A 26,801-nucleotide genomic window follows, 5' to 3' on the forward strand; every position below is an offset into this window, starting at 1 on the left:
TTAAATCATCAGCAGGAACGGGCTTTAGCCCGTTTTTTCCATTTAGAAAATCAATCGATTGGCTTTAGCCGAAGCCCAAAAACATTTGATTATATTTAATGGTTTATACTTATAAATTAAAATCATATTTAATCTTTAATTAAAATATACCGATTGGTATATTTTTTATATATTTGCACCATAATCAATTGAAATGTCAAAAGCAGAAAAGACAAAGCAATTTATCATCGAAAAAACAGCGTCTTTGTTTAACACCAAGGGGTATATTTCTACGACACTATCAGACATTACGGAAGTCACCGGATTAACGAAAGGCAGTATTTACGGAAACTTTGAAAATAAGGACGAAGTCGCCCTTGAAGTGTACAAGTACAATGCAAGATTATTAAAGCAAAACATGTCGCGTTCTTTCAGTGAAGAATTTCCTAATGTCATTGATAAGCTACGGGCGTTTGTTGCATTTTACAGGAAAAACTGGAAGCCGGTATTTCTCAATGGAGGATGTCCTCTGATGAACGCCGCAACCGAAGCTGATGATACTTTCCCTGACTTAAAAAATCAAGTTAAAAAGTCTTTTGAAGAATGGATAATCAAAATTTCAGAAGTTATTACACAAGGACAAAAAGCTGGAGAGTTGAATGAAAATGCTGATGCAAAAGAATACGCTTCATTATTTGTCATGCTGATCGAAGGTGGAATTTTATTATCCAAAACAACAGGAGAAGAAAAATTTCTCAATCAGGCATTAGACAGAATTCTTAGGATTATCGATAAAGAACTGAACAAACACCCATCATAAACTTCAACCTTATGGAAACAAAAAGAGTGGCCATCGTAGGATACAACAGGATCCCATTTGCCAGAATGAATACAGCTTACGCAGACAAAGGAAATCAGGATCTATTGCTTCCTGCTTTGAATGGTTTGATCGACCGTTACAACCTTAAGGGCAAACTTTTAGGAGAAGTTGCCGGAGGTGCAACGATCAAGCATATTTACGAGAGCAATCTCATCAGAGAAACTGTTATGAATACAGATCTTGATCCTGCAACTCCGGCTTGTGATCTACAACAGGCTTGTGACACCGGCATTGAAGCAGCAGTTTATATCGGAAACAAAATCGCGCTAGGCCAGATCGAGAGTGGCATTGCCTGCGGTGTTGAAGCGATGAGCAACATCCCGTTTGAAACATCTTTAAATTTAAGAAAAGCTTTATTAAAAGCCAATAAAGAAAAATCTGTTTTTGGAAAAATCAAGCAGTTGTTAAATCCGAAGCTGAAAGACTGGATGCCGATTCCATACAAAGGTCAGGAACCTAAAACAGGTCTGGTGATGGGCGGTCATACAGAAATTACTGCAAAATATTACAGAATTTCCCGTGAAGAACAGGACGAACTGGCATTTAAAAGTCATCAGAATATGGCAAAAGCTTATGATGAAGGATTTTTTGACGATATGATATCGCCTGCTTTCGGACTGGACAAAGACAATAATCTCCGTCGTGACACGAGTTTAGAAAAATTAGCTACATTAAAACCAGCATTTGACAAACAAAATGGAACATTGACAGCAGGAAATTCAACACCATTTACGGATGGAGCTTCTGCTATTTTATTGGCGAGTGAAGAATGGGCAAAAGAAAATAATTTATCAATTTTAGCGTATATCACCTTCTCGGAAGTGGCAGGGATCGAATATGTTGAAAACAAACAGAACCTGTTATTAGCTCCGGTATTCGCAGCTGAAAGAATGTTGAAAAAAGCAGGCATGAACCTTGAAGATTTCGATTATTATGAAATTCACGAAGCATTTGCCGCACAGATTTTAGCCACCTTAAAAATCTGGGAAAACGACGATCTTGCAAAAAAATTCGGACTTGAAAAAGCTTTAGGGAAAATAGACAGAGATAAACTCAATGTAAAAGGCGGAAGCCTTGCCGCAGCACATCCTTTTGCCGCTACTGGTGGCAGAATTATCGGAACATTAGCAAAACTTCTTAATCAAAAAGGAAGCGGAAAAGGTTTTATTTCCATCTGTGCAGCACGCGGTCAGGGTGTTACGATGATTTTACAAAAATAAGCAAACACAATAATTATTTAAGATAAATACAAACGTCTCAATTATATCTAAGAAAGATTTGAGATGATACAAGTAAACTATAAAGATAAAAATCTACCTATGAAGAGAGTAGTCATTACAGGTCTCGGTGCCGTAACCCCATTGGGAAACAATGTCGGAGAATTCTGGGAAAACAGCATCAACGGAATAAGCGGAGCAAATAAAATTACCCATTTTGATACGGAAAAATTTAAAGTACATTTTGCCTGTGAAGTGAAGAATTTTGATCCTAAAGTTCATTTAACCCATAACGAAATTAAAAGAAGCGATCTTTTTTCACAATATGCCATGTATTCCACTGCGGAAGCTTTGAAAGATTCAGGGCTTGAATTGGAAAATATGGATCCGTTCGACACTGGAGTTATCTGGGGAACCGGCCAGGGAGGAATGTGGACTTTCGAAAGTGAAGTGATGGAATTTACAAAAGGTGACGGTACGCCACGGTTTAACCCTTTTTTCGTTCCTAAGTTCATTGCCAATATGGCTTCGGGGATGATCTCCATGAAATTTGGACTTCAGGGAATCAACTACACAACAATTTCAGCCTGTGCGACAGGAAATACAGCCTTAATGGATGCCTTCAATTATATCAGACTGGGGAAAGCAAAAGTTATTGTGAGTGGTGGTTCAGAAGCAGCCATTACTCCGGCATCCGTTGGAGGTTTCTCGATTATGAGAGCCATGTCTACAAGGAATGATGATTTTGCTACGGCAAGCCGTCCGTACGATGCAGACAGAGACGGTTTTGTGATGGGAGAAGGCGCAGGATCATTGATTCTGGAAGAATATGAACATGCTAAGGCAAGAGGCGCAAAAATTTATGCAGAACTAGTAGGAGCTGCCATGACAGCAGATGCGTATCACATGACAGCACCTCATCCCGACGGCGTAGGTGCCATAAAAGCAATGCAATTGGCACTTAATGAAGCAGGAATAAATACAGAAGATATAGACTACATTAATCCTCATGCAACCTCAACACCCATGGGCGATTTGGTGGAACTGAACGGGATTAATAAATTATTTAAAGGAAGTAAAAATCTAGACATCAGTGCTACAAAATCGATGACTGGCCACCTGCTAGGAGCAGCCGGAGCAGCTGAAGCCATTCTTTCGATTAAAGCAATTGAAAACGGAATTATTCCGCCAACAATTAATCTTCATTCTATTGATGAGAATATTCCGAAAGATCTTAATATTGTTTTTGGAGAGGCTAAAGAAAAGAATATCAATTATGCTTTGAGCAATGCCTTTGGTTTCGGGGGACACAATGCTACATTGATTTTCAAAAAGTTTTCCTAACAAAATGCCTGAAATTTATTCCTTGTTCTTTAAAGCGCAGGGATTTTGTGTATTTAAATTCCTGTAAGCAAAATTAAATTTTTAATAAAAAGCTAAATCACAAACTTATAAGCAGAAAAGCAGCCTACAAAAGACTGCTTTTCAAATAAATCAATTAAAATATTTCTACTAATAATCGGGAACAAAAAAGTCTTCACCACTATCAATAACCGGAATATAAATTCTTACCCATTTTTCACCTTCTTCCATCTCCCAGCTATGTCCTTTTCCTTCTACATCTTCGGCTAAAAGGATAATGCCCGGTTCTATAATAAATGTTGAACCATCGCTTACCTTAAACCTTATTTTTCCGTCCAGCGTTACCACGTATTGTTTTCTCGGAGCCGTATGTTCAGATTTCTCCCATTCTTCAGTTTTATTGCTGATCCAAAATGAAGTCGTTTTTATAGGCTTTAGGACAGGAATTCTGCCTTTCTCAAAAGAACTGTTTCCATCATTATCGTTGATAATTCTTATCACTTCAATAAATTCCGAATTCTTTTCCATTTTAAACTTATGCTTTCAACCATTCAGACTTCGAAAGATAATTCTGATCTGGATAATAAATAAAAAGAAGATTTCTTCCCTTTATGGTGTTAATAATCGGCTGTGTAAGATCTCTCGGTACTGCCGGGCATCCCCAGCTTCTTCCAATTCTTTTATGCATTGCTGCAAATTCATCGCTTACGTAGTCTGCGCCATGCATGACGATTGCTCTTCTGTAAGCAGCATCATTAAAACCTTTATCCATTCCCAATAGTCTCAGAGAATATCCGTTGTCTCCATTATATGTAGCATCTGTGATGTAAAATCCTAAGCTGCTCTGAAGCGAACTCTCGGTGTTGGAGAAATTTGTAGCAAACTCTTCTCCGGTATTTTTTCCGTGAGCAACCAGCGAGTTGAACAATACTTTTCGCTCATTCATATCAATTACCCAAAGTCTTTTCGTATTTGAAGACATAGAAAAGTCGCATACCGTAAGCAGGTGCGACTCTTGATTAAGCAAACCAGCTTTCTTCAAATTCTCAAAACCAGTTAAGGCTTTGAAGAAAACTTCTTCATTAAGTTCATGTCCAGGTTCAAATGCGATAGATTTGTATAATTCTGCTGATGAGGATAAAGTATTTTCCGTGGTCTTTCCCGATTTTGCACCGATGGGTCTTTCAATCTTTTTTGTACTGATTTCGTTATTTGCTGTTTCTTTTCGAGGAGACAGGTAAAACGAAGTCGTAACCATGTAAACAATACTTAATAAGCTATACAATCCTTTCATTCAATATATTATGTTAAATCAATTAGGACAGCAAATGTATAAAAACATATGCACCTGAAAGAATAACTCCACTAATTTAACTCAAATTTAAGAAATTTTAACTTCCTGATTTTGTGAATAAAAGAGCTTACATTTCACCATCGGGAACAAACTCCAGACTCACAGAATTCATGCAATACCGAAGTCCTGTAGGCTTTGGACCGTCATCAAAAACATGCCCTAAATGAGAATCGCATCTTTTACAAAGCACTTCCACCCTATCCATTCCGTATGCCAAATCTCTTTTATAATAAACGCCTTCTTTATCAGCCTCAAAAAAGCTCGGCCAGCCGCAACTGCTTGAAAACTTTGAAGTCGAACGAAACAGGTGATTTCCGCATACGGCACAAAAATATTCTCCTAGTTCGTCGAATTCATTATATTTTCCGGTAAATGCTCTTTCTGTAGCAGCCTCTCTTGCAACAGCGTAAAGATCAGGAGAAAGTATTGTTTTCCATTCATCGTTGGAAATTTTCAGCTCTGTCTTATCTGTGCGGGAATAATATGGATTGTTTTTTGCTTGGCTTTCCATGAAAATTATTTTAAATGTTTTTTAATAATTGGCTTAAAATTATTTATTAAAGATTTAGATCAAGTAAAAATTTTAAGCATACTTAGTCTTCGATATATTTGAAATTCTTTGATCTTTGTAATGACGAATAAAGAATAATATCAAAACCAAATTTACTAAATTTGAGAATATGAATGATGAGGCAAAAAGAAAACAGTTAAGGAAATACAAAGCATTTGCCACAGGATTATTCCTGTTAATGGCTATAATTTTTATTGCCACTACTCTTTTACAGAAAAATATCAACTCACATTGGATAGGCTATGTACGTGCTTTTTCCGAAGCGGCCATGGTGGGGGCTTTGGCAGACTGGTTTGCAGTTACAGCGCTTTTCCGACATCCTTTAGGCTTACCGATTCCTCATACCAACCTTATCGAAAACAGCAAACAAAGGCTGGGCGATAATCTCGGCAGTTTTGTGGTAAATAATTTCCTTTCATCTCAAAATATCAGACCTTATATACAAAAGCTGAAAATCTCCGGATTTGTGGGAGAATGGCTCGGGAAGGAGAAAAACCAAGAAGTCGTAATTAGGAACATTTCAGATATTGTTCTGGATATCCTAAACAAGCTTGATGATTCTTCAGTGAGCCAGTTTATAACAAAAAAAGTCCAGGAAATGACTACAGATATTAAGCTGAACAAAATTGTAGGAAACGGAATCAGCTATATTATCGAAAAAAACGATCATCAGAGAATTGTAACCAATCTTTCTTCCCAGATTAAAAATTATATCATTGAGAACGATGAAATGATAAAAGAAAGGGTAAAAAAAGGAAGTTATACATTCATTCCATCATTTGTAGACAACAAGATTGCGGATAAAATTGCTATCGGACTTTCAGATTTTTTTAAAGAAATCGAAGAAGATCCTCAACACGAAATAAGAGCATTAATTACCCAAAAAATTCATGAATTTTCTATTGATCTGAAAGAAGATCCAAAATGGGATGAAGAGTTCACAAGTATTAAAAACGATCTTTTAAAAGGCAATAAAATCGAAGAATACTCAATCGACATCTGGATTTCCATTAAAAATACTTTAAAAAACGAATTACAGGAAGAACAATCTGCATTAAAGATTTATCTGTCACGAAACATTAATGAATTTTCAGAAAATTTAAAAACTGACGAAAACCTTCAGAACAAAATCGACGACTGGGTTCGCGTTACAGCTTATAAATATATCCTTAAAAATACGCATCAGTTTGGAAACCTCATCAGCTCTACCGTGGGAAACTGGCAAGGAAAAGAATTAAGCGAGAAGCTTGAATTGGAAGTAGGAAAAGACCTTCAGTTCATCAGAGTCAACGGAACTTTGGTTGGCGGGCTGGTAGGCTTAATCATCTATACGATTGCTCATTTCTTTCTATAAAAAATCTTTATGAAAAAAATACTGACTTTTACATTCACCCTCTTTCTGTCATTTTTCTTTGCCCAAAAAGTAGAGCTCAAAAAAGTAACAGATACTTTTCAGGTATTCAAAGGTGAAATTGCAGGAAATCCCGTAACATTTCGTTTGAACTACGATAATATAATCGATTGCCATCAATACCAGCATTTTGTCGACGGATGGTATTATTACGATAAGTACAAAAAGAAAATTCCTTTAACGGGTATTTATAATCTTGGCGATCTGTATCTTTTCAATTTTGGTAATGACCAGAAGAAGAGAGTTCAGCTTTTTAAAGAAAAAATAAATCGTGACCTCATCGAAAAGTCAGACAGTATCGCCAAAACATTGAATGTAAAAGAAATAATAAATATCAAAGGTCAAGAAAGAGATAAACAGGCAACCGGAACTTTCTCCATAGGAAATAAAAGCCTGCCTCTAAATCTGAACACCAAAGACACCAGAATATACCGTTTCAATGATTATATTACCGTTCCGAATCATAAAAAAATCAATACATATAATTTCATCAACAATCTCGGCGGAAACCGGCTAGTTTCATATTCTTCAGGTAAATCAGGAAACAGAGTATTGTTATATTTTGAAGAATTATCAAATTTTAATTATTGCGGAATGTGTGGTGCCGGAGATGGAGAGAAAGGCTACAGAGTCATTTATTTCACCAACGACTGGAATTTCAAAAGCTATGAAGGTTTCCTGATTGAAAGCTGCCTGGAAGGCATTTATAATACAACATCAAAAAGACTTAAAGATCAAAAAATATTGAAATTCAGCATAAAAAAGACATCGGGTTCTCCCGCTTATACCTTAACTGTAGATATTAAGAATGCCACGGTTACGAAATCAAAATAAAAAAGGAAGTCATATTTCGATTTCCATTATTTGTTTTATTTTTCTCTCTTAAATCAGAACTACTCGCATTATCTTGGCAAACGGCTGGCTCTTTTCAGGAGTTCTTTATTGATTTCATTAATCAGTTCCGGGCCTTCATAAATAAATCCCGTGTACAATTGAATAAGGCTGGCTCCTGCGTCCAGTTTTTCAATCGCGTCTTTTGCGGTATGAATTCCTCCGACTCCGATGATCGGAAAAGCCCTGTTACTTTTTTCAGAAAGAAAACGAATAACTTCCGTTGATCTTTTCGTCAGAGGTTTTCCCGAAAGGCCTCCCGCTTCAGATTTATTCTCCGATTTCAGCCCATCTCTGGATAATGTCGTATTGGTTGCAATCACACCGGCGATTTTTGTTTCCTTTACAATATCGATGATATCCAGCAACTGATCGTCTGACAAATCCGGAGCAATTTTAAGTAAGATTGGCTTTGGAGTAGTTTTCTCGGCGTTCATTTCTTGTAAAGTTCCCAACAAATGAGTGAGAGGTTCTTTATCCTGCAGCTCCCGAAGATTTGGCGTGTTTGGCGAACTTACATTCACTACAAAATAGTCTACATAGGGGAAAAGTTTTTCGAAACATATTTTATAATCATTTACAGCTTCTTCATTCGGAGTTACTTTATTTTTTCCGATGTTTCCGCCGATCAGAACGTTTTTATTTTTCTTTAATCTTTCAACCGCGGCATCCACTCCGTCATTATTAAAGCCCATTCTGTTGATAATCGCAGAATCTTCCATAAGTCGGAACAATCTTTTTTTGTCATTTCCAGGCTGTCCTTTCGGCGTTAAAGTACCAATTTCAATAAATCCGAAACCAAGATCAGAGAGTTCTTCAAAAAGCACAGCATTCTTATCGAAACCGGCAGCAAGTCCTACCGGATTTTTAAATTTTAATCCGAAAACTTCTCTTTCCAGTCTTTTGTCGACAATCGGTTTCGGGAGAAAAAGTTTTGCTAAAAAAGAGAAATTTTTAAGCATCGAAAAAGTAAAATAATGTACTTCTTCAGGATCGAATTTAAAAAGGATCGGGCGGATCAAACTTTTGTACATGCCTTTTTTTGGAATACAAAGGTATTGATTTTAGTTGAAAATAATCTGTTTAAGATTCAATTAAAGCCTGAAATAATATGATAAATCCCTAAAAATAGGCTCTTAGATCAAAATTCAGAATATCTCCCACCCTCTTAAACTCATCGTCTATTTTAGCATTTATAATTATTTTTTGGTTGGTGAGCGGATGTTCAAAAATCAATTGATGTGCGTGAAGTGTCATTTTATTGATTCCAAATGTTTGAAGCCAAAGTTTATTCTGTTTATTGCAACCATGTTTACGGCAGCCTAAAATCGGATGTAAAATATGCTTAAAATGTTTTCTCAGCTGATGAAATCTCCCCGTTTCAGGGATCGCTTCCACCAAACAATATCTCGAGGTTTGATGTTTTAAGAAAGGTAAATCTATTTCCGATGTCTGCAAACGCTGATAATAGGTAATCGCATTCTGCTTAATTTCATTTTCATTAACGAGATCATAATCAATCTTTTCTTCTTCTTTCGCCCAGCCTCTGAGAATAGCGATGTACTTCTTTTCAACCTGGCGGGTAGCAAACTGCTCGCTCATAATTTTCAGGGTTTCTTTATCTAAAGTGAACAGCAATATCCCGGACGTTTTTCGGTCTAAGCGATGTACCGGATAAACTTTTCGCCCGATCTGCTTTTTCAATTCCTGAATTGCATACGTATCGGCTTCTCCGGAATAGAAAGATTTATGAACCAATAATCCGCTGGGTTTATTAATGGCAATAAGATGTTCGTCGCGATAAAGAATTTCTAGCATGAGGCAAAAGTAAAAATTTTCAGATGACTTATCCCTGATTATCGTTATAATAAAAGCTTTAAAGATAAATGTTCATAAAAATTAACATCTGGAATTTTTTCATAAACACTATAATTTCTATTTTCGCAAAAAAATTTTATCCATGAAAAAGTACGTACTGACTGTCGTTTTGAGTCTTTTACCTTTAATTTCATTTGCACAGAATTCAGATTCGCTAAAGCTTGGAAAAAGCAACAGAGAGTTTTTTATTAAAGGCGATCAGAAGTTCAAATTTTCTGAATATAAAAAAGTGTTTACGAATCCGGAAGCACTGAGCTACATGAAGAAAGCCAATACCAACAGTACGGTATCTCAGATTTTCGGCGCAGTGGGTGGCGGATTGATCGGATTCGGACTTGTAAAAGAGGTAACCCGAAATAAAACAGTCTATTACAACGGTGTTGCCATCAAGGAAAAAGACAAAGGAGGATGGGCGCTGATCGGAGCTGGCTTGGGCGCTATCGGAATAGGAATTCCTTTTGCACTCAGCGCGCAGAAAAACCTGAAAAAAGCTGTAGACACTCAAAATCAGAATCCGGGAACTGATGAAACGAAAGCGACTTCTTACAGAATTGATATCAGTGGAAATAGCATTGGACTAACCTATAATTTTTAAGAAAATATGTAAAAGCAGTTTTTTGACTGCTTTTTTTGTTGAATTTCATGGAATTGGAATCCAAATTCCTATTTTTGCACTTCAGACGTAAAAAAATTATGGCAAAGCAAGAAGATGTTTTCAAGAAAGTGATTTCTCACGCTAAAGAATATGGTTTTATTTTCCCTTCGAGTGAGATCTACGATGGTTTATCCGCTGTTTACGACTATGGACAGAACGGTGCTGAACTCAAAAATAATATCAAACAATATTGGTGGAAAGCGATGGTACAGCTTAACGAAAATATTGTGGGTATCGATTCGGCGATCCTTATGCATCCTACAACATGGAAGGCATCGGGCCACGTAGACGCTTTCAACGATCCATTGATTGACAATAAAGATTCTAAAAAGCGTTTCAGAGCAGATGTTCTGGTAGAAGATTACTGCGCTAAAATTGAAGATAAAGAAAATAAGGAGATCGAAAAAGCAGCGAAGAGATTCGGGGAGTCTTTTGATAAAGAACAGTTTGTTGCGACGAATCCAAAAGTACTGGAATACAGAGCAAAAAGAGAAGTTATTCTTTCAAGACTGGCAAAATCTCTTGAAAATGAAGACCTTGCCGATGTAAAAGCGTTAATTGAAGAACTGGAAATTGCCGATCCAGATACCGGCTCCAAAAACTGGACGGAAGTACGACAGTTCAACCTGATGTTCGGAACCAAATTAGGCGCTTCCGCAGATTCTGCAATGGATCTTTATTTAAGACCGGAAACCGCACAGGGGATTTTTGTTAACTTTTTAAACGTACAGAAAACATCCCGTCACAGACTTCCTTTCGGGATTGCACAGATCGGAAAAGCTTTCAGAAACGAAATTGTGGCAAGACAGTTCATCTTCAGAATGCGTGAATTTGAGCAGATGGAAATGCAGTTTTTCGTAGCTCCGGGAACAGAGCTTGAATTCTACGAGCAATGGAAACAAAAACGTCTGAACTGGCATTTGGCCTTAGGATTAGGTGACGAAAACTACAGATTCCACGATCATGAGAAGTTGGCACACTACGCGAATGCTGCTGCTGATATTGAATTTAATTTCCCATTTGGGTTTAAAGAACTGGAAGGAATTCACTCAAGAACAGATTTTGATTTAAAAGCACACGAAGAATTTTCAGGAAGAAAACTTCAGTTCTTCGATCCGGAAAGAAACGAAAACTATGTTCCTTATGTCGTTGAAACGTCGGTTGGACTAGACCGGTTATTCCTTTCTATATTCTCTCATTGCCTTAAAGATGAAGTATTGGAAGACGGTTCGGAAAGAACAGTTTTATCTTTGCCGCCAGCTTTAGCGCCGATTAAAGCAGCCATTCTTCCTTTGATGAAGAAAGACGGTTTAGCAGAATACGCAGAAAAAATCTTCAACGATTTGAAATACGATTTCAACTTATTCTACGAAGAGAAAGACGCAATTGGAAAACGTTACAGAAGACAGGATGCGATTGGAACGCCTTATTGCATTACGATCGATCATGACTCTCTTACAGATCACACTGTAACGATCAGAGACAGAGATACGATGCAACAGGAAAGAGTTCCGGTTTCGGAATTAAGAAGAATTATCGACGAAAAAACAAGTTTCAGAAATTTACTTTCTAAAATATAATCCAAAAGCCTTGAGAAATCAGGGCTTTTTTTTGCAATAAATTGTCATTCTACTTCTTGTCTTCAAATTTATTTTAAATTTGTTTCAAGATCCACTATATGATAATCCTTATTTACTTTGCGATATTCGCTGTAATCGTTGCTGTGCTTTTTTATATTCTCGGTTACAGCTATATTTTCAACGGAATTTCAAAAACCTACCTGAAAGGGAAAATGAGTGCCCACATTGATGACGGAAAATTTTTCTCCCGCAATATCATCGCTGCCGGAAATCCTGTTCCCTGGGAAGAAGATCCTGAATACAATAAAACAGAATTACCTAAAAACATCGTTGAAGATTTAAAACATTCCAATACAGCTTCTTTTCTTGTTATCCGTAATGGAAAAATCCTTCACGAACAATATTGGAATGGCTATGATAAACTCTCAAAGACTAACTCTTTTTCCATGGCGAAAGCTGTTACGGTCATGCTGTTGGGAAAAGCTGTCGAAGAAGGAAAAATCAACAGTATTGATGATAAGTTTTCCGATTATTTTAATGAATTTAAAGGTAAAGAATTCACAGAAAATTTAACGCTGAAAAACCTGGCACAGATGGAATCCGGGCTTAACTGGGAGGAGAATTACAAGAATCCTTTTTTACCGAATGCCAAAGCCTATTACGGAAGTAGTCTCGTAAAAGCTACTTTTTCAAGAAGATTCAAACAAAACCCCGGAGAAAAATTTGAATACCAAAGTGGCTCTACGCAACTTTTAGGTTTTGCGGTAAGAAAAGCGGTCAACCAATCGCTTTCGAGTTATTTATCTGAAAAATTCTGGACTCCATTGGGAATGGAACAAAATGCAGAATGGAGCACCGACGAAAACGGGATGGAAAAAACATATTGCTGCATTCACTCTACTACACGTGATTTTGCAAAACTGGGACAATTATTCTTAGACAATGGAAAAGTGAATGGTGAGCAGGTTTTAAACCTTGATTTTATCAATCAAATGCGAACACCAACAGAAAAATCTGAAGAAATTTACGGAATGGGCTTTTGGATTAACAATGATAACCCGATAAAACATTATTATTTTTTAGGTTTGCAGGGACAATACATCATCATGATTCCTGAACATAACATGGTCATTGTAAGAACCGGAAGCTACAACAATCTTCCTAAAAATGACAGAGGAAGGCCAGATCAAGTGAAATTTCTGGTAAATGAAACTGTAAAAGTTTTCAGTAACACTAATGAAATCTGAAATTAGCTTCCGTAAAGGTATTATTTTTAAGAAAAGCTTCATATTCCGGTGAAAGCTGTTTTCTTCCGTAGGTATTTTCTCCGCTCATACTCCCGAGGCGAACTTTATCTTTCCCGAATTTCTTGTTCATTGCATCCATAGCCTTCATTACCGGCAGATGCTGGTTTTGTGTATCTTCTTCAAAAAGATTAATCAGCCTTTGATCTTCCGGAACAAAATCATTTACAATCACTCCGGCTTTTTTATAGTGAAATCCTTCTCTGAAAACAGCTTCAAACAGTTCATTCACTACTCTTCCTATAAGAATTGAAGAATTGGTAGGATTCGGAAGAATCTTTGTCACTGCATTCTTATATTCCGGCAGATCTTTCCGGAAGCGGTTGGTCTGCACAAAAACCGTTACCATTTTGCAGCATGTATTCTGCTTTCTTAATCGCTCAGAACAGTACATCCCAAAGGTTTCCACCCTTTCGCGAACATCTTTTTTGTCGGTAAGCATTTCCATGAAACTTCTTGTTACCGCGATAGATTTTTTCGGCGACGGAGCATCCAATTCCAGCTGGCGGATTCCTTTCAGCTCATTAATCATTCTCACTCCGTGAATTCCCATCACTTTACGAACCCACATTTCTGGTTTCTGCAACAGATCCCAGGCTTTATGAACGCCGTTATCATGCATTTTTATAGCAAGCCGGCGACCAATGCCCCAGACATCTCCTATATCCAGCCATTTTAAAGCTTTTTCAATTTTATCGGGAGAATCGAGTATAAATACGCCATCAAAATTTTCAGGATATTTTTTTACAATCCTGTTGGCCACTTTACATAATGTTTTTGTAGGTGCAATTCCGATGCTTACCGGAATATTGGCCTCCTCCCTTATTTTGTTTTTAATTTCAATGCAATACTCATGAATATTGATGTATTTAAAACCTGTAAAATCCAGAAACAGCTCATCAATACTGTACACTTCATGATCCAGCACGTATGATTTGGCAATTGAAATAACCTGCTGACTTTTAAAATTATACAATTCAAATTTTGCAGAAAAACTTCTTACATCATGTTCTTTAAAAAGTTCTTTGTACTTAAAAGCAGGTGCCGCCATAGGAATGCCGAGATCTTTTGCTTCTTTACTTCGGGACACAACACATCCGTCGTTGTTGGAAAGTACCACGACAGGCTTGCCTTCAAGTGTAGGATCCAAAGTCCTTTCACAGGAAACAAAGAAATTATTGCAATCTACTAAAGCATACATGATGAAAAACGGAACGGTTCAATGCACAAAATTAGAATTTTTATCATACAATATTATGTTTAATAGCAATTTTAACATTAAATTTAAATATTTGATATACAATCGTTTAATTTATTTTAATACGTCAAGTTTTGTCGCTTTCTCATTATAATTTTGTTTCCGGAACTCTAAAATACTGATATGGACAAAGTAACATTACAAAGAATTGAAAAGCTTCACCCTTTGGTAAGGGAAGAGGTAAAACAGATTATTAAAGACTGTGACAAAGCTTTAACCGGAAGAGCAAAAATAAGGATTACACAAGGTCTTAGAAGCTTTGAAGAGCAGGAAAAGCTGTATGCAATCGGAAGAATTACTTCCGGAAAAAAAGTAACCAATGCCAAAGCTGGGCAAAGCATCCACAATTACGGGCTGGCCGTTGATATATGCCTGATGATCGATGGAAAAACAGCCAGTTGGGATACCGTGAAAGACTGGGACAATGACAGAGTAGCAGACTGGTACGAATGTGTGAAAATTTTTGCAAAATATGGCTGGGACTGGGGCGGCAACTGGAAAACCTTTAAAGATCTTCCGCATTTCGAGAAAAAAGTCATCCTCACGGAAAAAAGTTCAATTAAAACAAGCTGGAGAACGCTTATTAAAATGAAAAGAGATAAAGATGATTATGTGATATTTTAATTCTCTTTTATTTGAAAAATTATTTTAAACACGTCAAGTTCTGTCGCTTTCCTGATCTACTTTTGCTTTAGAGAAACACCAAAACAATCTCTATATAAAATTAAAACCAATAGCCATTTCTTCCGGAATCTATTGGTTTTAGTTGTCTAATATTGTCAGGAATTTCTCAAAAAAAGCAAAAATAAAATGAAAAAGACAACCATTCTTTCTTTAGACGGGGGCGGAATCAGGGGAATTATTACCTGTATTATTCTGCGTTACATAGAAGAGCAGCTGCAGATTCATGATAAACCAGGTGCCAAACTCGGCGATTATTTTGACTTTGTAGCCGGAAGCAGTACAGGAGGCCTGATTGCATCTATTATTCTATGTCCCGATGAACACCGGAAAGCAAAATATTCTATCCAGAAAGGGTTGGAATTGTATGCTGAAAAAGGTGGCGACATATTTCAGGTGTCTTTTTGGGAAAAGCTTCTCAATCCTTTTGGGCTGATTAACGAAAAGATATCTCAGGAAGCACTCGAAAAAAATCTTAATGCATTTTTTGGAAATTTAGAATTAAAAGAATTAATAAAACCATGTTTAATAACAAGTTATGACATCGAGAACAGAAGAGCTAAGCTATTTAATTCATGGAAGGCAAGCCTGAGTACAGACAATTTTTATGTAAAAGATGTATGCAGGGCAACTTCAGCAGCACCCACTTATTTTTCGCCGGTTCAGATCAAATCGATGTACGGGCAGATTTTCAGCCTTATTGATGGCGGAATGTTTGCCAATAATCCTTCGCTCTGCGCCTATGCCGAAGCACGGAAAATTCCTTTTGCGGAAGTTCTGAAAAATCATCAAAAAACCAATTATCCTGTAGTGAACGATATGATTATTATTTCCATTGGAACAGGAATAGAAGCAAGATCTTACTCTTTCAAAAAACTCGAAAAAGCAGGAAAAATAAGTTGGGTAAATCCTATTATTGATATTTTAATGTCGGCCAACGCAGAAACAGTAGATTATCAGCTATGTCAGATGTTTCAGACATTGGGACAGCGGAATCAGAAGAACTATTATAGAATCAATCCTTCTCTAAAAAATGCATCCCCTGCAATGGATAATGTAAAAAGATCAAATATCGAAAATCTGATACAGGCAGGTTTAAGTTGTATTGATGATCACAGAGAAGTGCTGAATCAGATCGTTCAAAAACTTATTAAAAATAAAATATAAGCTTCTTAACTTATAAAAGCAGAAAATAAGCTTAAAACCTTATATCAAAAATTTTAAAAAAATAATTTTTATGCGTCAAGTTTTGTCGTTACGGGCATATATCTTTGACTCAGAAATTAAAAACAATAACCAAAAAGCCAAATAACATGAAAAATATTCTACAACATTTAGAGAGTGTTTAAATTTATTTAAAAATTATTTTTTATCAGGCTGAATGAAAATCCTTGTAAAATCATAATCAGATATTTAAACAATCTCTTTGTTGTAGTTTAAAAATTTCAATAGCCGGAATTCTCCGGGCTAAAAACTTCAGACATATTTACTTTCAGTATTCAGCTTCAAAAGCTGGAAAGAATATGTATTACCCAATAATATCAGTTTGCTAGCACTGCTATATAATCAATTTATTAACCATTAAAACCATTAACATTATGGCAAATTTAGTACAAGAATTAAACAGTTTAGATTTCAGCGTTTACATTGGCGGCCCGTTACAGGCAGCAGTAAAAGCCCAGCACGATGCATCCATTTCACAGGTCAATTTTATTAAAGAGGTTGGTTTTGTTCCTTCTGAGGACGAAGATGAACCGGTCGCTTTAAAATACGTGGATTTTAATTACAAAAAGTCGGTCCCCAATCCAGATGCCGAAAAAACTCTTGAGCAGCTAAAAGCAGAAGGAAAAGTAAATGAAAGTGCTACTGAGATTCCAGAAGAATACAGCAATCCTTTTACCGATGCAGAAGTTAACCTTAAGGTTCCTTTTCTTACAATGCTTACCATTCCTGCCTTGAGAATTGATGAAATGACCATTGATTTTAACGCTAAACTAAACTCTGTGGAAACTCAGAATGTTTCAAGCGAATTCAGTGGTTCTGCAAGCATAAGTGCAAAATTCTGGAAAGTGAAGTTTAATGCATCTGCATCATACAAAAAGACTTCATCCAGCACTTCCACTACCGAAAGAACATACACTCTGGGTGTTCATGTAAGAGCGGTAAATGACGAATTGCCAGCCGGACTTGCAAGAGTGATGGATATGCTTGAAGACAGCATTTCTGCAGTCAACAATTAATTTTTTTTTGGATGGTTGCTTCAGCAGCCATCCTTTTCTACCATCTTAATTAAATAAAAAAACTTATCATGCCCACATTAAATGAATATCTTGGAGGAATTGTTTCTGAAATTGCCTCTGCCCGAAAAATGGCCGACTTGCAGACCGTACAAATCGCAAAAGAATATGCACAGGATGAAATGCTGAAAAACTTTTCTATCCCGAGAATGAAGATCGGAACCGTAGATCTTACGATCCCCTTCGCCAAAGCAGGAGTACAAACCATTATGAGACTCAGAGATTTTGCTTATGACGAAATCACCACTGTTATGAAAACTGGCTATAATGCCTCTGACACATCAAGTGACCAACAGCTGAAAGCATTCCTGATCGACATGGAAGTATATTATGATGATGCTATTGATAAAATCAGGAAAGAAAATACCCCGACACTAACCGCACAACAGGAAACTTATTTTAAAATTATTCCTGAATACATTACCGATTTTTGTTTGAGCCTGCCCAACTTTAAATGGGGAGAGGTTAAATCCGAAACGTTGCAAGCAAGCCTTAATGACCGTACTCTTCTTGAAGCGAGAAAAACCATCGAAAAAGCAGACCAAAATGAAATTATCGTAGAAGCAAACAAACTGATGAGCCTGGATCCTAAATGTCTAATCTATGCCAAAATGAGCGTAAGTGAAGAAGGCATGGAATGGTCACGATATGAAGATATCAATGGAAATATTGTTGAAACTTTAATTCCTGAGTAATGAGAAAATCACAGTTTATTTTGGTAAGCCAGCTCAAAGAAAAGTTACAGGAATTTCCTGCGATTGTTTCTTCGCTTGAAAAAAAAGATCCGCATTTTGTCGACAAGACCATGCATTGGCTGAAAACTTCGGAAGACATTTTTTCTACTTATAATATCAGCGAAGTATCTGAACTTGCAGGTTTCAGAAGCAAAATTATTGCAGCAAGAATGGCGGAAGGAAGAGGTACAAACATCAAAAAAAATCAGGTAAAAGCAGCTTCCGGGATTTTGTACGACATCCAGAACACCGTTCTCACCGTCCTGATACCTTATGAAAAAAAGATCAACGAATGCAGGGAAATTGTGAAACAGTTGCTGGTACTTACCGCTCAGACCCACACGCAGATCTACGATCAAAGTATGCCATTTGAAGATTTCATCAGAAAAATATGGTTGTACATTTTATCGGATAATGATCTGAAGATGGGTGCCGTCAGACTAAAATCATCACTCTCTGAAATGGATATTCTGATGCTAATGGGTGATGAAATAGAATTAAACGACTTTACCTAAAAAATAACTCAGTTTTGAGTTATTTTTTTTATCCGTATGTTTCTGTCACTCCCTTCCTGCGTATTTAATTCATTAATATTAACACAAATATTCCATTCAATTTAAAATGAATATTATTGAAAATTTATTGGCAAAACTTATCCACAATAATAAAACACGACACCTTTTGTCGCATTAAGCTCATATATTTGTGATAGAAACTTTTAATAATGAAAAAAGACTTTTACCTGACAAGATACGCTTTAATTATAAAAAGACTGGAAAGCTCTCCGGCCACCTATTCGCAACTGGAAGAGTATCTGCTTAATTCTTTTGAGTTTCAGGATGCTGACATTAAAAGCTATTCAATTCGTACCTTACAAAGAGATATTCGTGAAATTTCAGATCTTTTTAATTTATCTATTCACAATAAAAAGAAGGGTGATAACCGATATTATATCGAAAGCCGTCCCATCATGGAAGTAGATGAATACAACCAGAAATTATTGGAATCTTTCCAGGTAAGCAATGCCCTGAACCTCCACCCCGACTTTTCAGATTTTATCTTTTTTGAAAGCAGAAAACCAACCGGAGTCGAACATTTCTATGATTTATTTTTCGCCATCAGAAACAAAAGAATCGTTTCCTTTGAGCATTACAATTACAAAAATAAACTGATGACCTCCCGTAAAGTTCATCCTTTGGCATTAAAAGAATCCAAAGACAGATGGTATCTTATTGCCATTGACACGAAGGATAAAGCACTGAAATCTTTTGGTCTCGACAGGATCAATTATCTTGACGTGAGCGACAAGCAATTCAGGGAAAAGTATAAATATAATTTCAGAGAACATTTTAAAAATGCTTTCGGCGTGATGAATCTCAGCGCTCAGAATCCTCAGAAAATTGTACTGAAATGCAGCAGGCATCAGGGAGAATACATCAAAAGTTTTCCGCTTCATCAGTCTCAAAAAGAAACAAAAGAAACTCCCGAAGAGATCTTTTTTGAATTTTTTCTGCATCCGACGTATGATTTTATGCAAGAGATTTTATCTTATGGAAAAGAGGTTCGGGTTTTGGAACCTAAAGTTTTAGTTGATGAGATCCGGAATCATTTGCAGCAGTCCCTGAACAGCTACCTCGAAAACTAAAAATGTATAAGATTTTTTAAGTACATTTACATAAATATATCGAAGTGAAACCCTTTTTTCTGTTTCTTTTTTTCTTTATCTCTGCCTTATGCTTTTCGCAGCAGACTGAAGATTTCAGGCTGGTTAAACAATATTACAATCAGCATCGCTCCATGCTGGGCAGCGAGTTCAAGAAAAAATTCGATGCTGAAACAGATAATTTCCGGAAGCTATCTATCAAGCAGGATTATCTGCTCTTTATGCAGAAAATGGACAGTGTTGAAAATGTCGCATTAACTGCCGTTTTATTAAAAACAAAAAACATGGAAGATCTTGCCCGGCTCAATCTTACAGAAACAACCAATGCTTTTCCTGAAGCACCTGTTGTCGCATCGCCGGTCATAGACAAAGCGGCAGATTATCCCGGAGGAATTAATGAGCTTCGTACGGAGATTGCAAATCTTTTTTATCTTGGTGGGGTCTATTCAGAAATTAAAACCGTAAAAACCAGTGTTGCTTTTATCGTTGAACGAGATGGCTCCATAACCCATGTTGAAGCACAGGGAGATAATTTTACCTTCAACAGACAGGCTGAAATTGCACTTTATTCTGTTTCGCAGAAATTTTCTCCGGCCATCGTCAATGGAAATCCGGTGAGGTACCGTTTCCGACTTCCTTTAACTATGAATATTGAATAATAAAAATGTTTACCGACGAATATTTCATGAAAATGGCATTGAGCGAAGCCGAAATTGCCCTTGAAAAAGATGAAGTTCCGATTGGCTGCGTCGTAGTATCTAATAACCGTGTTATTGCAAGAGCCCATAATCTTACTGAAACATTAAATGACGTTACCGCACACGCAGAAATGCAGGCCATCACTTCCGCAGCGAATTTTCTCGGCGGAAAATATTTAAAAGGCTGCACGATTTATGTAACGCTGGAGCCCTGCATAATGTGTTCGGGAGCCCTTTCGTGGGCGCAGATTTCGAAAGTCGTAATTGGCGCAAGAGACGAGCAGCGCGGATTTATCAATAAACATCTTTCCCTGCATCCCAAAACGGAAATCGTAACAGGAATTATGGAAAATGAATGCTCTTCTATTGTGAAAGAATTCTTTAAATCAAAGAGATAATTATGAAAGGTTGAGGCTAAGGTTAAGGCTGAGTAATTTGTTGCTCTATTCACATCCAGGTTTTGTAAACCTCACCTTAAACTCCTTCTACAAATCTTTTCCTAAAAAATAAAGCCCTTTCAGGGTATGAAGCCTGTCCATCACATGGATTTTATCCGTAAGAGGTTTATACACATGTGAAACACCTCCTGTGGCTACCACAAAACAATTATCGTTCACCTCATCATTGATTCGGTCGATAAAGCCTTCCACCATTCCCAGAAAACCGTAAACCATCCCGCTTTGCATACAGGTTACCGTATCCAGGCCAAGAACGGTTTTGGGCTTTACCAGTTCGATCTCCGGAAGCTGAGCGGTCTGGCTGATGAGTGAATTTAAAGCCGTAATAATTCCGGGAGCAATGATGACTCCTAACGTTTCACCATTTTCTGCAATACAGCTTGCAGTGAGTGCTGTTCCGAAATCAAGAACAATTTTTTTCCTGTCCGGATACATATTGTGTGCTGCCACAAGATTGGCATAAATATCCGTTCCCATCTGCTTAGACTTCGCTTCAACGCCAGAATGAGTACTTCTGTCTACAATCACCGGACTGATATCATGAATTTTTCGGATGGCAGAACTCATAATTTTGGTAAGCTGGGGAACTACCGACCCCATAATAACCTTGTCAATCTCTTTAGGTTCAATTTTATAGGTCTGATACAGCATTAGTATCTGAACATATAACTCGTCTGCCGTTCTGTAAGGTTTGGTATTAATAACCCAAGAAATATCACAGTTATCATCATTAAAAAGCCCAAATCTGATATTGCTGTTTCCTACATTGATTACGATTGAATTCATTTATTTACTGTAAAATGGAATCTCTATTATTTAAGGCATTAAATTTAATGATTTTAATATAGCGAAAACGAATTCATTCAGGAATTATTTTATTGGGAGGATAGTGCTATTTAATATCTGAAACTTATTTTTATTTTCATCCAAGCAGGGTCTCAATATTAAATCTATTTTACTTTATAAATCTAAAAATTAAAATCACAAATCTTTGAAAACAGCCCTTGCTTTGTAAGGAAAATTTGTTAATTTAGAAAAAAATTAAAGCGGGATCCGAAAAGCTTATTAAAGAGTAGGAATTACAAACAATTATTAATAATTATGAAAAATCTAAAAAAACTTTCAAGAGAAAATCTAAGAACCTTAAAAGGAGGATATACACAAGAATGTGTCGATAGCATGTATGCTATGGGATGCCAATTAAATCCGGGTCCAGGTCTTACATATATGTCAGTTATAGGATGCCCTAGTTCCGTTAAAAGATATTGTATTTCCTTATAATTTTGCATTATATTAACTAACCATAAATAATATAATTCTGCATAGATCATATATAGATTTATTATTTATGTCAAAATTAATAGGCCGTCTCACAATTTGTGTAGACGGCCTTTCTTGTAATTTTCCTGAACCAATTATATGTCAAAGCTTGTTTAACAGATCATATAGTTATGTGGCAGATTATTATTTTTAAAATTCTATTTCACTTCAACAACGTTATCTTCCAAATTCACATCAGCAATTCTCTGGCTAAGATCGATCACTAAAGCAGATAGCTGAGATTTGGTGTAAGGAACAGTGAGGGTATATTCTTTTTGAGTCCATGACCAGTAAGGAATTGTTTTAAATTCGCCATATACATCTTTTTCTTTCCAGGTACGTGTCATATTCATCGGAATCTGATAATTAACTAATTTGTTATCTTTTGTCACTACGCTGAAATCTATTGGCATAGGTACCTGACCATTATTCACTAATGTAATAGTGGTAGATTTGGCATCATATTTCACATCTTTGATTCCGTAATCAATGGTTTTAGTGGTATTGATCCAGTAATGCTGAAACCATTTCAGATCCATCCCTGAAACCTGTTGGGCAATATGCAGAAAATCTCTGTCGGAAGGATGCTTCAACACCCATTGGTTATAGTATTGTTTTAATGTTTCTGCTAAATTCTGTTCGCCCATGATGTAACCAAGCTGTACTAAATACAACTCCCCTTTTACATAAGAGGCATAGGTATAAGAAGTTCCGTTATCATGATGATCTCCCAACCATACCGCAGGCTCTTCAATTCCCTTTTTAATAAAATTTCTGTAGGCATTGATTGAATTCAAAAACGGATTTGGAAGCGGCTGCGCCGGAGGAAAAAGCTGATTCATAACAAATCCTTCTGCGTAGCTGGTAAATCCTTCATCCATCCACGGACGCATCGGCTCATTGGTAGCAAGCATCTGCTGATACCAGGAGTGTGCGCCTTCATGAGCCATTAAACCCATCAGTCCTTCAATGTTTTTAGCTTCTCCCAAAATCATGGTACACATTCCGTATTCCATTCCTCCATCTCCGCCTTGAATGAAAGCATAGGTAGGATAGACATACTTTCCGAAATGGGCATTCATCAACTGATAATATCGGGTAAGGTAAGGCAGCGCTTCTTCCCAAACTTTTGTCTTTTCATTATTCTGGTACACCAGGAATACTTTCGGGCCCTGTGGAACATCGAAGCTTTTTACGATGTAATCTTTATCTGCTGCCCATGCAAAATCGAGAATATTTTTTGCTGTCCATTTCCAGGTTGCTTTATTTTTATCTGCTTTAATTTTTGCATTTGCATCATATCCTTTCACTTCAGCCGGATTTTCAAGAATTCCTCCTGCTCCGATTACGTAGTCTTTATTGATTTTAATATTAACTTCAAAATCTGCGAATGGCGCATGAAACTCCCTTCCGATATAGTCGAAGGTTGCCCAGCCGTCATAGTCGTATTCTGCTATTTTAGGATACCATTGCGTCATGGTCATATCTACGCCTTCTTTGTTATTCCTGCCACTTCTTCTGATCTGTTGCGGAATTACAGCATCCCATTCGAGGGTAAAAATAGTGGAAGAATTTGGTTTAATCGGTTCTGCCAGATACACTTTCATTACGGTTTCCTGGACTTCAAATTTCAGTGTTTTTCCGTTTTGCTTAATCCAGTGAATATTTTGTGCGCCTTCCTGATCTTTCGGGATTGATGCAAGTCTTGAAACCCCGTCTTTCTGCAATCTTGAATCACCATTTTTTCCCTGTGCAGCCACCCGCTGATCCATCATAGAATTGGGTCTAAAAGCATTCCAGTACAAATGAAAATATACCACATTAAGCTCGTCCGGTGAATTGTTTGTATAGTCTAGCGTCTGTTTGCCTTCGTAGGTGAATTTTTCAGCATTTACATCAATGTCCATTTTATAATTTGCATGCTGCTGATAATATGGCCCCTGCTGAGCCTGAAACTGAGAAATGATAAACGCAAACAGGATTGCAACCAATTTTTTCATTTAAAATTTATTTTTTTCTAAAGGTAAGTATTTAAAATAAAACCCTCAAAAAAGAAGCTTTAATGAGGATTTCGTTTTGCTTATTTCAGTTTTAGATTAAATTTATTTTGATTGTTAAAATCAGATAGGAATAATCACAAATATTCCACATTAAACACAGACAGTTATTCCTGTTCACGTGATACAGATGCCGGTGATATTTTTAAGATAAAAGTTTTTTAATCAAAGTAATCTGACCTAAATGATAATAGCAATGCTCGATCATTCCGTCAATATTTCTCAAATAGGTTCCGTATTTTTCGTCTACGAAACCTTCATCCATTTTAGAATCGGGCATTTGTTCCAGAAGGGTTGCAAATCTTTCAGCATCATTCCAAAGTTTATTCAATAAATCTTCCCATTGCTGTTGAGATTCTACCGGTGGAAGATCAAAACTGTATTTATCCCTTATCTCGAGGTCACCCCCTTCAAAAACATGTACCAGTCCCGCAATATAATAATCTATATGAAAGGTAAGCATGGCAATGGTGTTCAGAGAACCTATTTTTGTGGTGGCCTGTTCCCATGTTACATCGGAAAGCTGGTGTTTAAAATTGGTATTGGCGATCCATAAACCGTCTAATACTACTTCTCTGAATCTTTTGGCAAGTTGTAAAGTTGTACTCATAGCATTTGAATTTATCTTTAAAGATAATATATTTTGCCTATGTTAATTTTACTGATGATAAATGTTACTTTCCTGCAAAACTGTGAGATTCGTGGAAAATAAAAAATCCTTCAAAGTTTGAAACCTTGAAGGATTAATATTATCAGTGTTACTTTCAATTATTTTTTAGCCTGAATTTCTTTCTTGCCGCTTTGTAAAATCTTTTCTAAAATTCTTAACGTAATAAGATATGTAGGTTTTACTCCGGTAAGTCCCAAACCACCTGAAGAAAGCGTGCTCCCTGTTTCCAGAGGGTTATCCGAAGCGTAATACGCGTACATCACAAACAGATCTGGTGAAATATGATGTCTGATCTTAGATGCTACCTGAATAGCCTTCTGATAATGTGCGCCTTCCATTTCCAGCCCGATTGCTTTCCAGGAAGTCTTCATAAAATAAGAAAGGATATCCCTGTTCTGAAGTGATGTTCCCAAAACGGTAATCATTGGTCCTTCAAAAGCCTGTAGTTCGTCATCTTTGAAATCTTCCAGTTTTAAGGCATTTTCAAAAGGATAATTATCTGCTGTTCCTTCAAAAATATGTGATGTCGGAATCATGATATCCCCTTTTCCGCCGGCAAGAATTCCTGCTTTACCCATGATAGAGACCGATTTTACTTTCATCATATACACTTCACCTTTATGTTCAAAAGGTCTCAGTAATTCATCCATCACTTCAAAAGCCTGTTCCCCGAACGCATAGTCGAAAACCATAATCACATCATCTCCTCCGAATTTAATGTCCTGAAACGGCGTATTTTTGAGATTGGTTTTGCTGAGGTCAATGATCTGCACATCGATATTACTTCCGCTTTTATCATTAATATAGATCATCCCCTGATCCAAAGCGTATTTCGAAACTTTATCACGAAGCTCTTTCTTATCCGAAATTTCTCCGTACATTTTATAATCGACCTGATGATCTTTTTTCTTCAGCGCCTCGTTGGCATACAACATATTTTTCACTGAATGCATATTGGCCGAAATAATATGAAGCGGACGCATATGAAGATCATTTTCAAATAAAACCTCCTTCACTTTATGAGCCCATTTTTCACCGAAATAGTGATGCCCTACTCTTTCTTTTAAGATCGCACTAAAATGAATTTCGCGTTCTCTCGTCTGTTTTGCATCTTCAAGGCTTACTTTCCCGAGGTTGTAGATGATTTTAAACAAACGATCCGGATTACTGTCGTCGCCGAATGTATTATATGCGTTCAATGTTTCATCAAACGTTCTTCCTATTAAAGAAGAAAGATGAATCAGGGCAACTTCTTTTTCCTTTCTGCTGAATTTCTTTTCGCCCTTTACGACTTCCTCAATAATTTTGAAGGCGCGGGTCGGTTTCCAGTTTTCATCCTGAATAAAAGCCAGGTTTCTGATTTTATCCGCTTCAATAAAAAGGAATGTTAAGTGGGTAAGAATATCATAAATTTCGGAACGTCCCAGAAGAACCTCAATATTCATCTGATGCTCATCGATCCTGTAGCAGTTTCTTCTTCTCTTTTTAGGTACAATCGGTTCGAAACTTCCTTTATCAAACCCTTCATCCGATGTAAGATGAATAAAAGCACATTCTTCAATTCCCTCAGGAAGTCTGTCTAATACGTACATCAAACCATCCAGCTCCAGTTTACTCGGCACATTCATGCTTCCGTAGATCTCCGGATTGATGCTTTTCAACAAACTTCTGATACTTTCTCCCGAAACACCGGCAGGTTTAAAAAAACCTCTGTAAAAGAGGTGTCTCATAGAGATATACAATCTTTCAATTGCTTCCGTTGTTTCTCTTGCTCTAGAATTTGTCATAAAATAAATTTCACACAAATATACAAAATCTCCGCCCAATTTATTTTAAGTATCTTTTAATAAATGGTTTAACATAATACTTTTCGCCTTTGTATC

The 26,801-nt window shown here is 36.7% G+C and carries 27 protein-coding genes; 17 read left to right on the forward strand and 10 right to left on the reverse strand.

The features are described from left to right. The first annotated feature begins 193 nt into the window (after nucleotides 1-193). The 3 genes from BLR30_RS12000 to fabF all read left to right on the forward strand — a co-directional run bounded on the left by BLR30_RS12000 (nucleotide 194) and on the right by fabF (nucleotide 3,420). Nucleotides 194-799, forward strand: coding sequence for a TetR/AcrR family transcriptional regulator (locus BLR30_RS12000; RefSeq protein ID WP_089858973.1), 606 nt, complete (start codon nucleotides 194-196; stop codon nucleotides 797-799). 11 nt (nucleotides 800-810) lie between these two features. Beyond that, the gene (locus BLR30_RS12005; protein WP_089858975.1) at nucleotides 811-2,079 is read left to right on the forward strand and encodes an acetyl-CoA C-acetyltransferase; all 1,269 of its coding nucleotides are present in this window, start codon (nucleotides 811-813) and stop codon (nucleotides 2,077-2,079) included. A gap of 99 nt (nucleotides 2,080-2,178) precedes the next feature. After that, a complete protein-coding gene (gene fabF / locus BLR30_RS12010; RefSeq protein ID WP_089859309.1) occupies nucleotides 2,179-3,420 on the forward strand; it encodes a beta-ketoacyl-ACP synthase II in 1,242 nt (413 codons plus the stop codon). Between the two features lie 168 nt (nucleotides 3,421-3,588). On the opposite strand, the gene BLR30_RS12015 is transcribed toward fabF, so the two are convergent. The 3 genes from BLR30_RS12015 to msrB all read right to left on the reverse strand — a co-directional run bounded on the left by BLR30_RS12015 (nucleotide 3,589) and on the right by msrB (nucleotide 5,303). Then, nucleotides 3,589-3,966, reverse strand: a complete 378-nt coding sequence (locus tag BLR30_RS12015) for a cupin domain-containing protein (RefSeq protein WP_089858978.1) — start codon at nucleotides 3,964-3,966, stop codon at nucleotides 3,589-3,591. A 7-nt stretch (nucleotides 3,967-3,973) separates the two neighbouring features. Next, entirely contained in the window at nucleotides 3,974-4,732 is a 759-nt protein-coding gene (locus tag BLR30_RS12020) for a murein L,D-transpeptidase catalytic domain family protein (protein WP_089858981.1), read from the reverse strand. A 127-nt stretch (nucleotides 4,733-4,859) separates the two neighbouring features. Next, nucleotides 4,860-5,303, reverse strand: coding sequence for a peptide-methionine (R)-S-oxide reductase MsrB (gene msrB, locus BLR30_RS12025; protein WP_089858984.1), 444 nt, complete (start codon nucleotides 5,301-5,303; stop codon nucleotides 4,860-4,862). A gap of 169 nt (nucleotides 5,304-5,472) precedes the next feature. Between msrB and BLR30_RS12030 the strand changes: the two genes are divergently transcribed. After that, nucleotides 5,473-6,717, forward strand: a complete 1,245-nt coding sequence (locus tag BLR30_RS12030) for a DUF445 domain-containing protein (RefSeq protein ID WP_089858988.1) — start codon at nucleotides 5,473-5,475, stop codon at nucleotides 6,715-6,717. 9 nt (nucleotides 6,718-6,726) lie between these two features. Next, nucleotides 6,727-7,608, forward strand: a complete 882-nt coding sequence (locus BLR30_RS12035; RefSeq protein WP_089858991.1) for a hypothetical protein — start codon at nucleotides 6,727-6,729, stop codon at nucleotides 7,606-7,608. Between the two features lie 68 nt (nucleotides 7,609-7,676). Here BLR30_RS12035 and BLR30_RS12040 read toward each other — a convergent pair whose 3' ends face one another. After that, entirely contained in the window at nucleotides 7,677-8,699 is a 1,023-nt protein-coding gene (locus BLR30_RS12040) for a quinone-dependent dihydroorotate dehydrogenase (RefSeq protein WP_089858993.1), read from the reverse strand. A gap of 88 nt (nucleotides 8,700-8,787) precedes the next feature. Then, entirely contained in the window at nucleotides 8,788-9,483 is a 696-nt protein-coding gene (locus tag BLR30_RS12045; RefSeq protein ID WP_089858996.1) for a pseudouridine synthase, read from the reverse strand. A 142-nt stretch (nucleotides 9,484-9,625) separates the two neighbouring features. On the opposite strand from BLR30_RS12045, the gene BLR30_RS12050 reads away from it, so the two are divergent. The 3 genes from BLR30_RS12050 to BLR30_RS12060 all read left to right on the forward strand — a co-directional run bounded on the left by BLR30_RS12050 (nucleotide 9,626) and on the right by BLR30_RS12060 (nucleotide 13,025). Further along, nucleotides 9,626-10,138, forward strand: coding sequence for a hypothetical protein (locus tag BLR30_RS12050; protein WP_089858999.1), 513 nt, complete (start codon nucleotides 9,626-9,628; stop codon nucleotides 10,136-10,138). A gap of 98 nt (nucleotides 10,139-10,236) precedes the next feature. After that, nucleotides 10,237-11,778: a glycine--tRNA ligase gene (locus BLR30_RS12055; RefSeq protein WP_089859003.1), complete on the forward strand. Its 1,542-nt coding sequence runs from the start codon at nucleotides 10,237-10,239 to the stop codon at nucleotides 11,776-11,778. 98 nt (nucleotides 11,779-11,876) lie between these two features. Next, entirely contained in the window at nucleotides 11,877-13,025 is a 1,149-nt protein-coding gene (locus BLR30_RS12060) for a serine hydrolase domain-containing protein (protein ID WP_089859006.1), read from the forward strand. On the opposite strand, the gene BLR30_RS12065 is transcribed toward BLR30_RS12060, so the two are convergent. Then, nucleotides 13,012-14,283: a Y-family DNA polymerase gene (locus tag BLR30_RS12065; protein ID WP_089859009.1), complete on the reverse strand. Its 1,272-nt coding sequence runs from the start codon at nucleotides 14,281-14,283 to the stop codon at nucleotides 13,012-13,014. The genes BLR30_RS12060 and BLR30_RS12065 overlap by 14 nt on opposite strands. A 180-nt stretch (nucleotides 14,284-14,463) precedes the next feature. Here BLR30_RS12065 and BLR30_RS12070 point away from each other — a divergent pair, with 180 nt between their 5' ends. The 8 genes from BLR30_RS12070 (at nucleotide 14,464) to BLR30_RS12105 (ending at nucleotide 20,811) form a co-directional block, all read left to right on the forward strand. Continuing rightward, a complete protein-coding gene (locus tag BLR30_RS12070) occupies nucleotides 14,464-14,964 on the forward strand; it encodes a M15 family metallopeptidase (protein WP_089859012.1) in 501 nt (166 codons plus the stop codon). Between the two features lie 186 nt (nucleotides 14,965-15,150). Further along, nucleotides 15,151-16,188 carry a patatin-like phospholipase family protein gene (locus BLR30_RS12075; RefSeq protein ID WP_089859015.1) on the forward strand — a complete coding sequence of 346 codons (1,038 nt, stop codon included), beginning with the start codon at nucleotides 15,151-15,153 and terminating at the stop codon, nucleotides 16,186-16,188. A 431-nt stretch (nucleotides 16,189-16,619) separates the two neighbouring features. Next, complete coding sequence (locus BLR30_RS12080) at nucleotides 16,620-17,261, forward strand: DUF2589 domain-containing protein (protein ID WP_089859018.1); 642 nt, start codon at nucleotides 16,620-16,622, stop codon at nucleotides 17,259-17,261. Nucleotides 17,262-17,329: 68 nt separating this feature from the next. Next, nucleotides 17,330-18,013: a hypothetical protein gene (locus BLR30_RS12085; RefSeq protein WP_089859022.1), complete on the forward strand. Its 684-nt coding sequence runs from the start codon at nucleotides 17,330-17,332 to the stop codon at nucleotides 18,011-18,013. After that, entirely contained in the window at nucleotides 18,013-18,567 is a 555-nt protein-coding gene (locus BLR30_RS12090; protein WP_089859024.1) for a hypothetical protein, read from the forward strand. The genes BLR30_RS12085 and BLR30_RS12090 overlap by 1 nt, the downstream gene beginning before the upstream one ends. 209 nt (nucleotides 18,568-18,776) lie before the next feature. Further along, a complete protein-coding gene (locus BLR30_RS12095) occupies nucleotides 18,777-19,697 on the forward strand; it encodes a helix-turn-helix transcriptional regulator (protein WP_089859027.1) in 921 nt (306 codons plus the stop codon). Nucleotides 19,698-19,741: 44 nt separating this feature from the next. Further along, nucleotides 19,742-20,374: an energy transducer TonB gene (locus BLR30_RS12100; protein WP_228400760.1), complete on the forward strand. Its 633-nt coding sequence runs from the start codon at nucleotides 19,742-19,744 to the stop codon at nucleotides 20,372-20,374. A gap of 5 nt (nucleotides 20,375-20,379) precedes the next feature. After that, on the forward strand, nucleotides 20,380-20,811 hold the full coding sequence (locus BLR30_RS12105; RefSeq protein ID WP_089859030.1) for a nucleoside deaminase: 432 nt from the start codon (nucleotides 20,380-20,382) through the stop codon (nucleotides 20,809-20,811). 87 nt (nucleotides 20,812-20,898) lie between these two features. Here BLR30_RS12105 and BLR30_RS12110 read toward each other — a convergent pair whose 3' ends face one another. After that, a complete protein-coding gene (locus BLR30_RS12110) occupies nucleotides 20,899-21,657 on the reverse strand; it encodes a type III pantothenate kinase (protein ID WP_089859033.1) in 759 nt (252 codons plus the stop codon). A 315-nt stretch (nucleotides 21,658-21,972) separates the two neighbouring features. Here BLR30_RS12110 and BLR30_RS18090 point away from each other — a divergent pair, with 315 nt between their 5' ends. Continuing rightward, on the forward strand, nucleotides 21,973-22,152 hold the full coding sequence (locus tag BLR30_RS18090) for a bacteriocin-like protein (protein ID WP_449390418.1): 180 nt from the start codon (nucleotides 21,973-21,975) through the stop codon (nucleotides 22,150-22,152). A 197-nt stretch (nucleotides 22,153-22,349) separates the two neighbouring features. Here BLR30_RS18090 and BLR30_RS12115 read toward each other — a convergent pair whose 3' ends face one another. From BLR30_RS12115 to BLR30_RS12125, 3 genes are all read right to left on the reverse strand, one after another. After that, nucleotides 22,350-24,191, reverse strand: coding sequence for a M1 family metallopeptidase (locus BLR30_RS12115; RefSeq protein ID WP_089859038.1), 1,842 nt, complete (start codon nucleotides 24,189-24,191; stop codon nucleotides 22,350-22,352). A gap of 202 nt (nucleotides 24,192-24,393) precedes the next feature. After that, nucleotides 24,394-24,858 (reverse strand): DUF1572 domain-containing protein, encoded by a 465-nt coding sequence (locus BLR30_RS12120; protein ID WP_089859040.1) that lies wholly within the window; start codon nucleotides 24,856-24,858, stop codon nucleotides 24,394-24,396. Nucleotides 24,859-25,016: 158 nt separating this feature from the next. Beyond that, nucleotides 25,017-26,705, reverse strand: a complete 1,689-nt coding sequence (locus tag BLR30_RS12125) for a DUF6909 family protein (RefSeq protein WP_089859043.1) — start codon at nucleotides 26,703-26,705, stop codon at nucleotides 25,017-25,019. Between the last annotated feature and the right edge of the window lie 96 nt (nucleotides 26,706-26,801).

It is taken from the genome of Chryseobacterium taeanense, from assembly GCF_900099685.1.
Classification (GTDB): Bacteria; Bacteroidota; Bacteroidia; order Flavobacteriales; family Weeksellaceae; genus Chryseobacterium; species Chryseobacterium taeanense.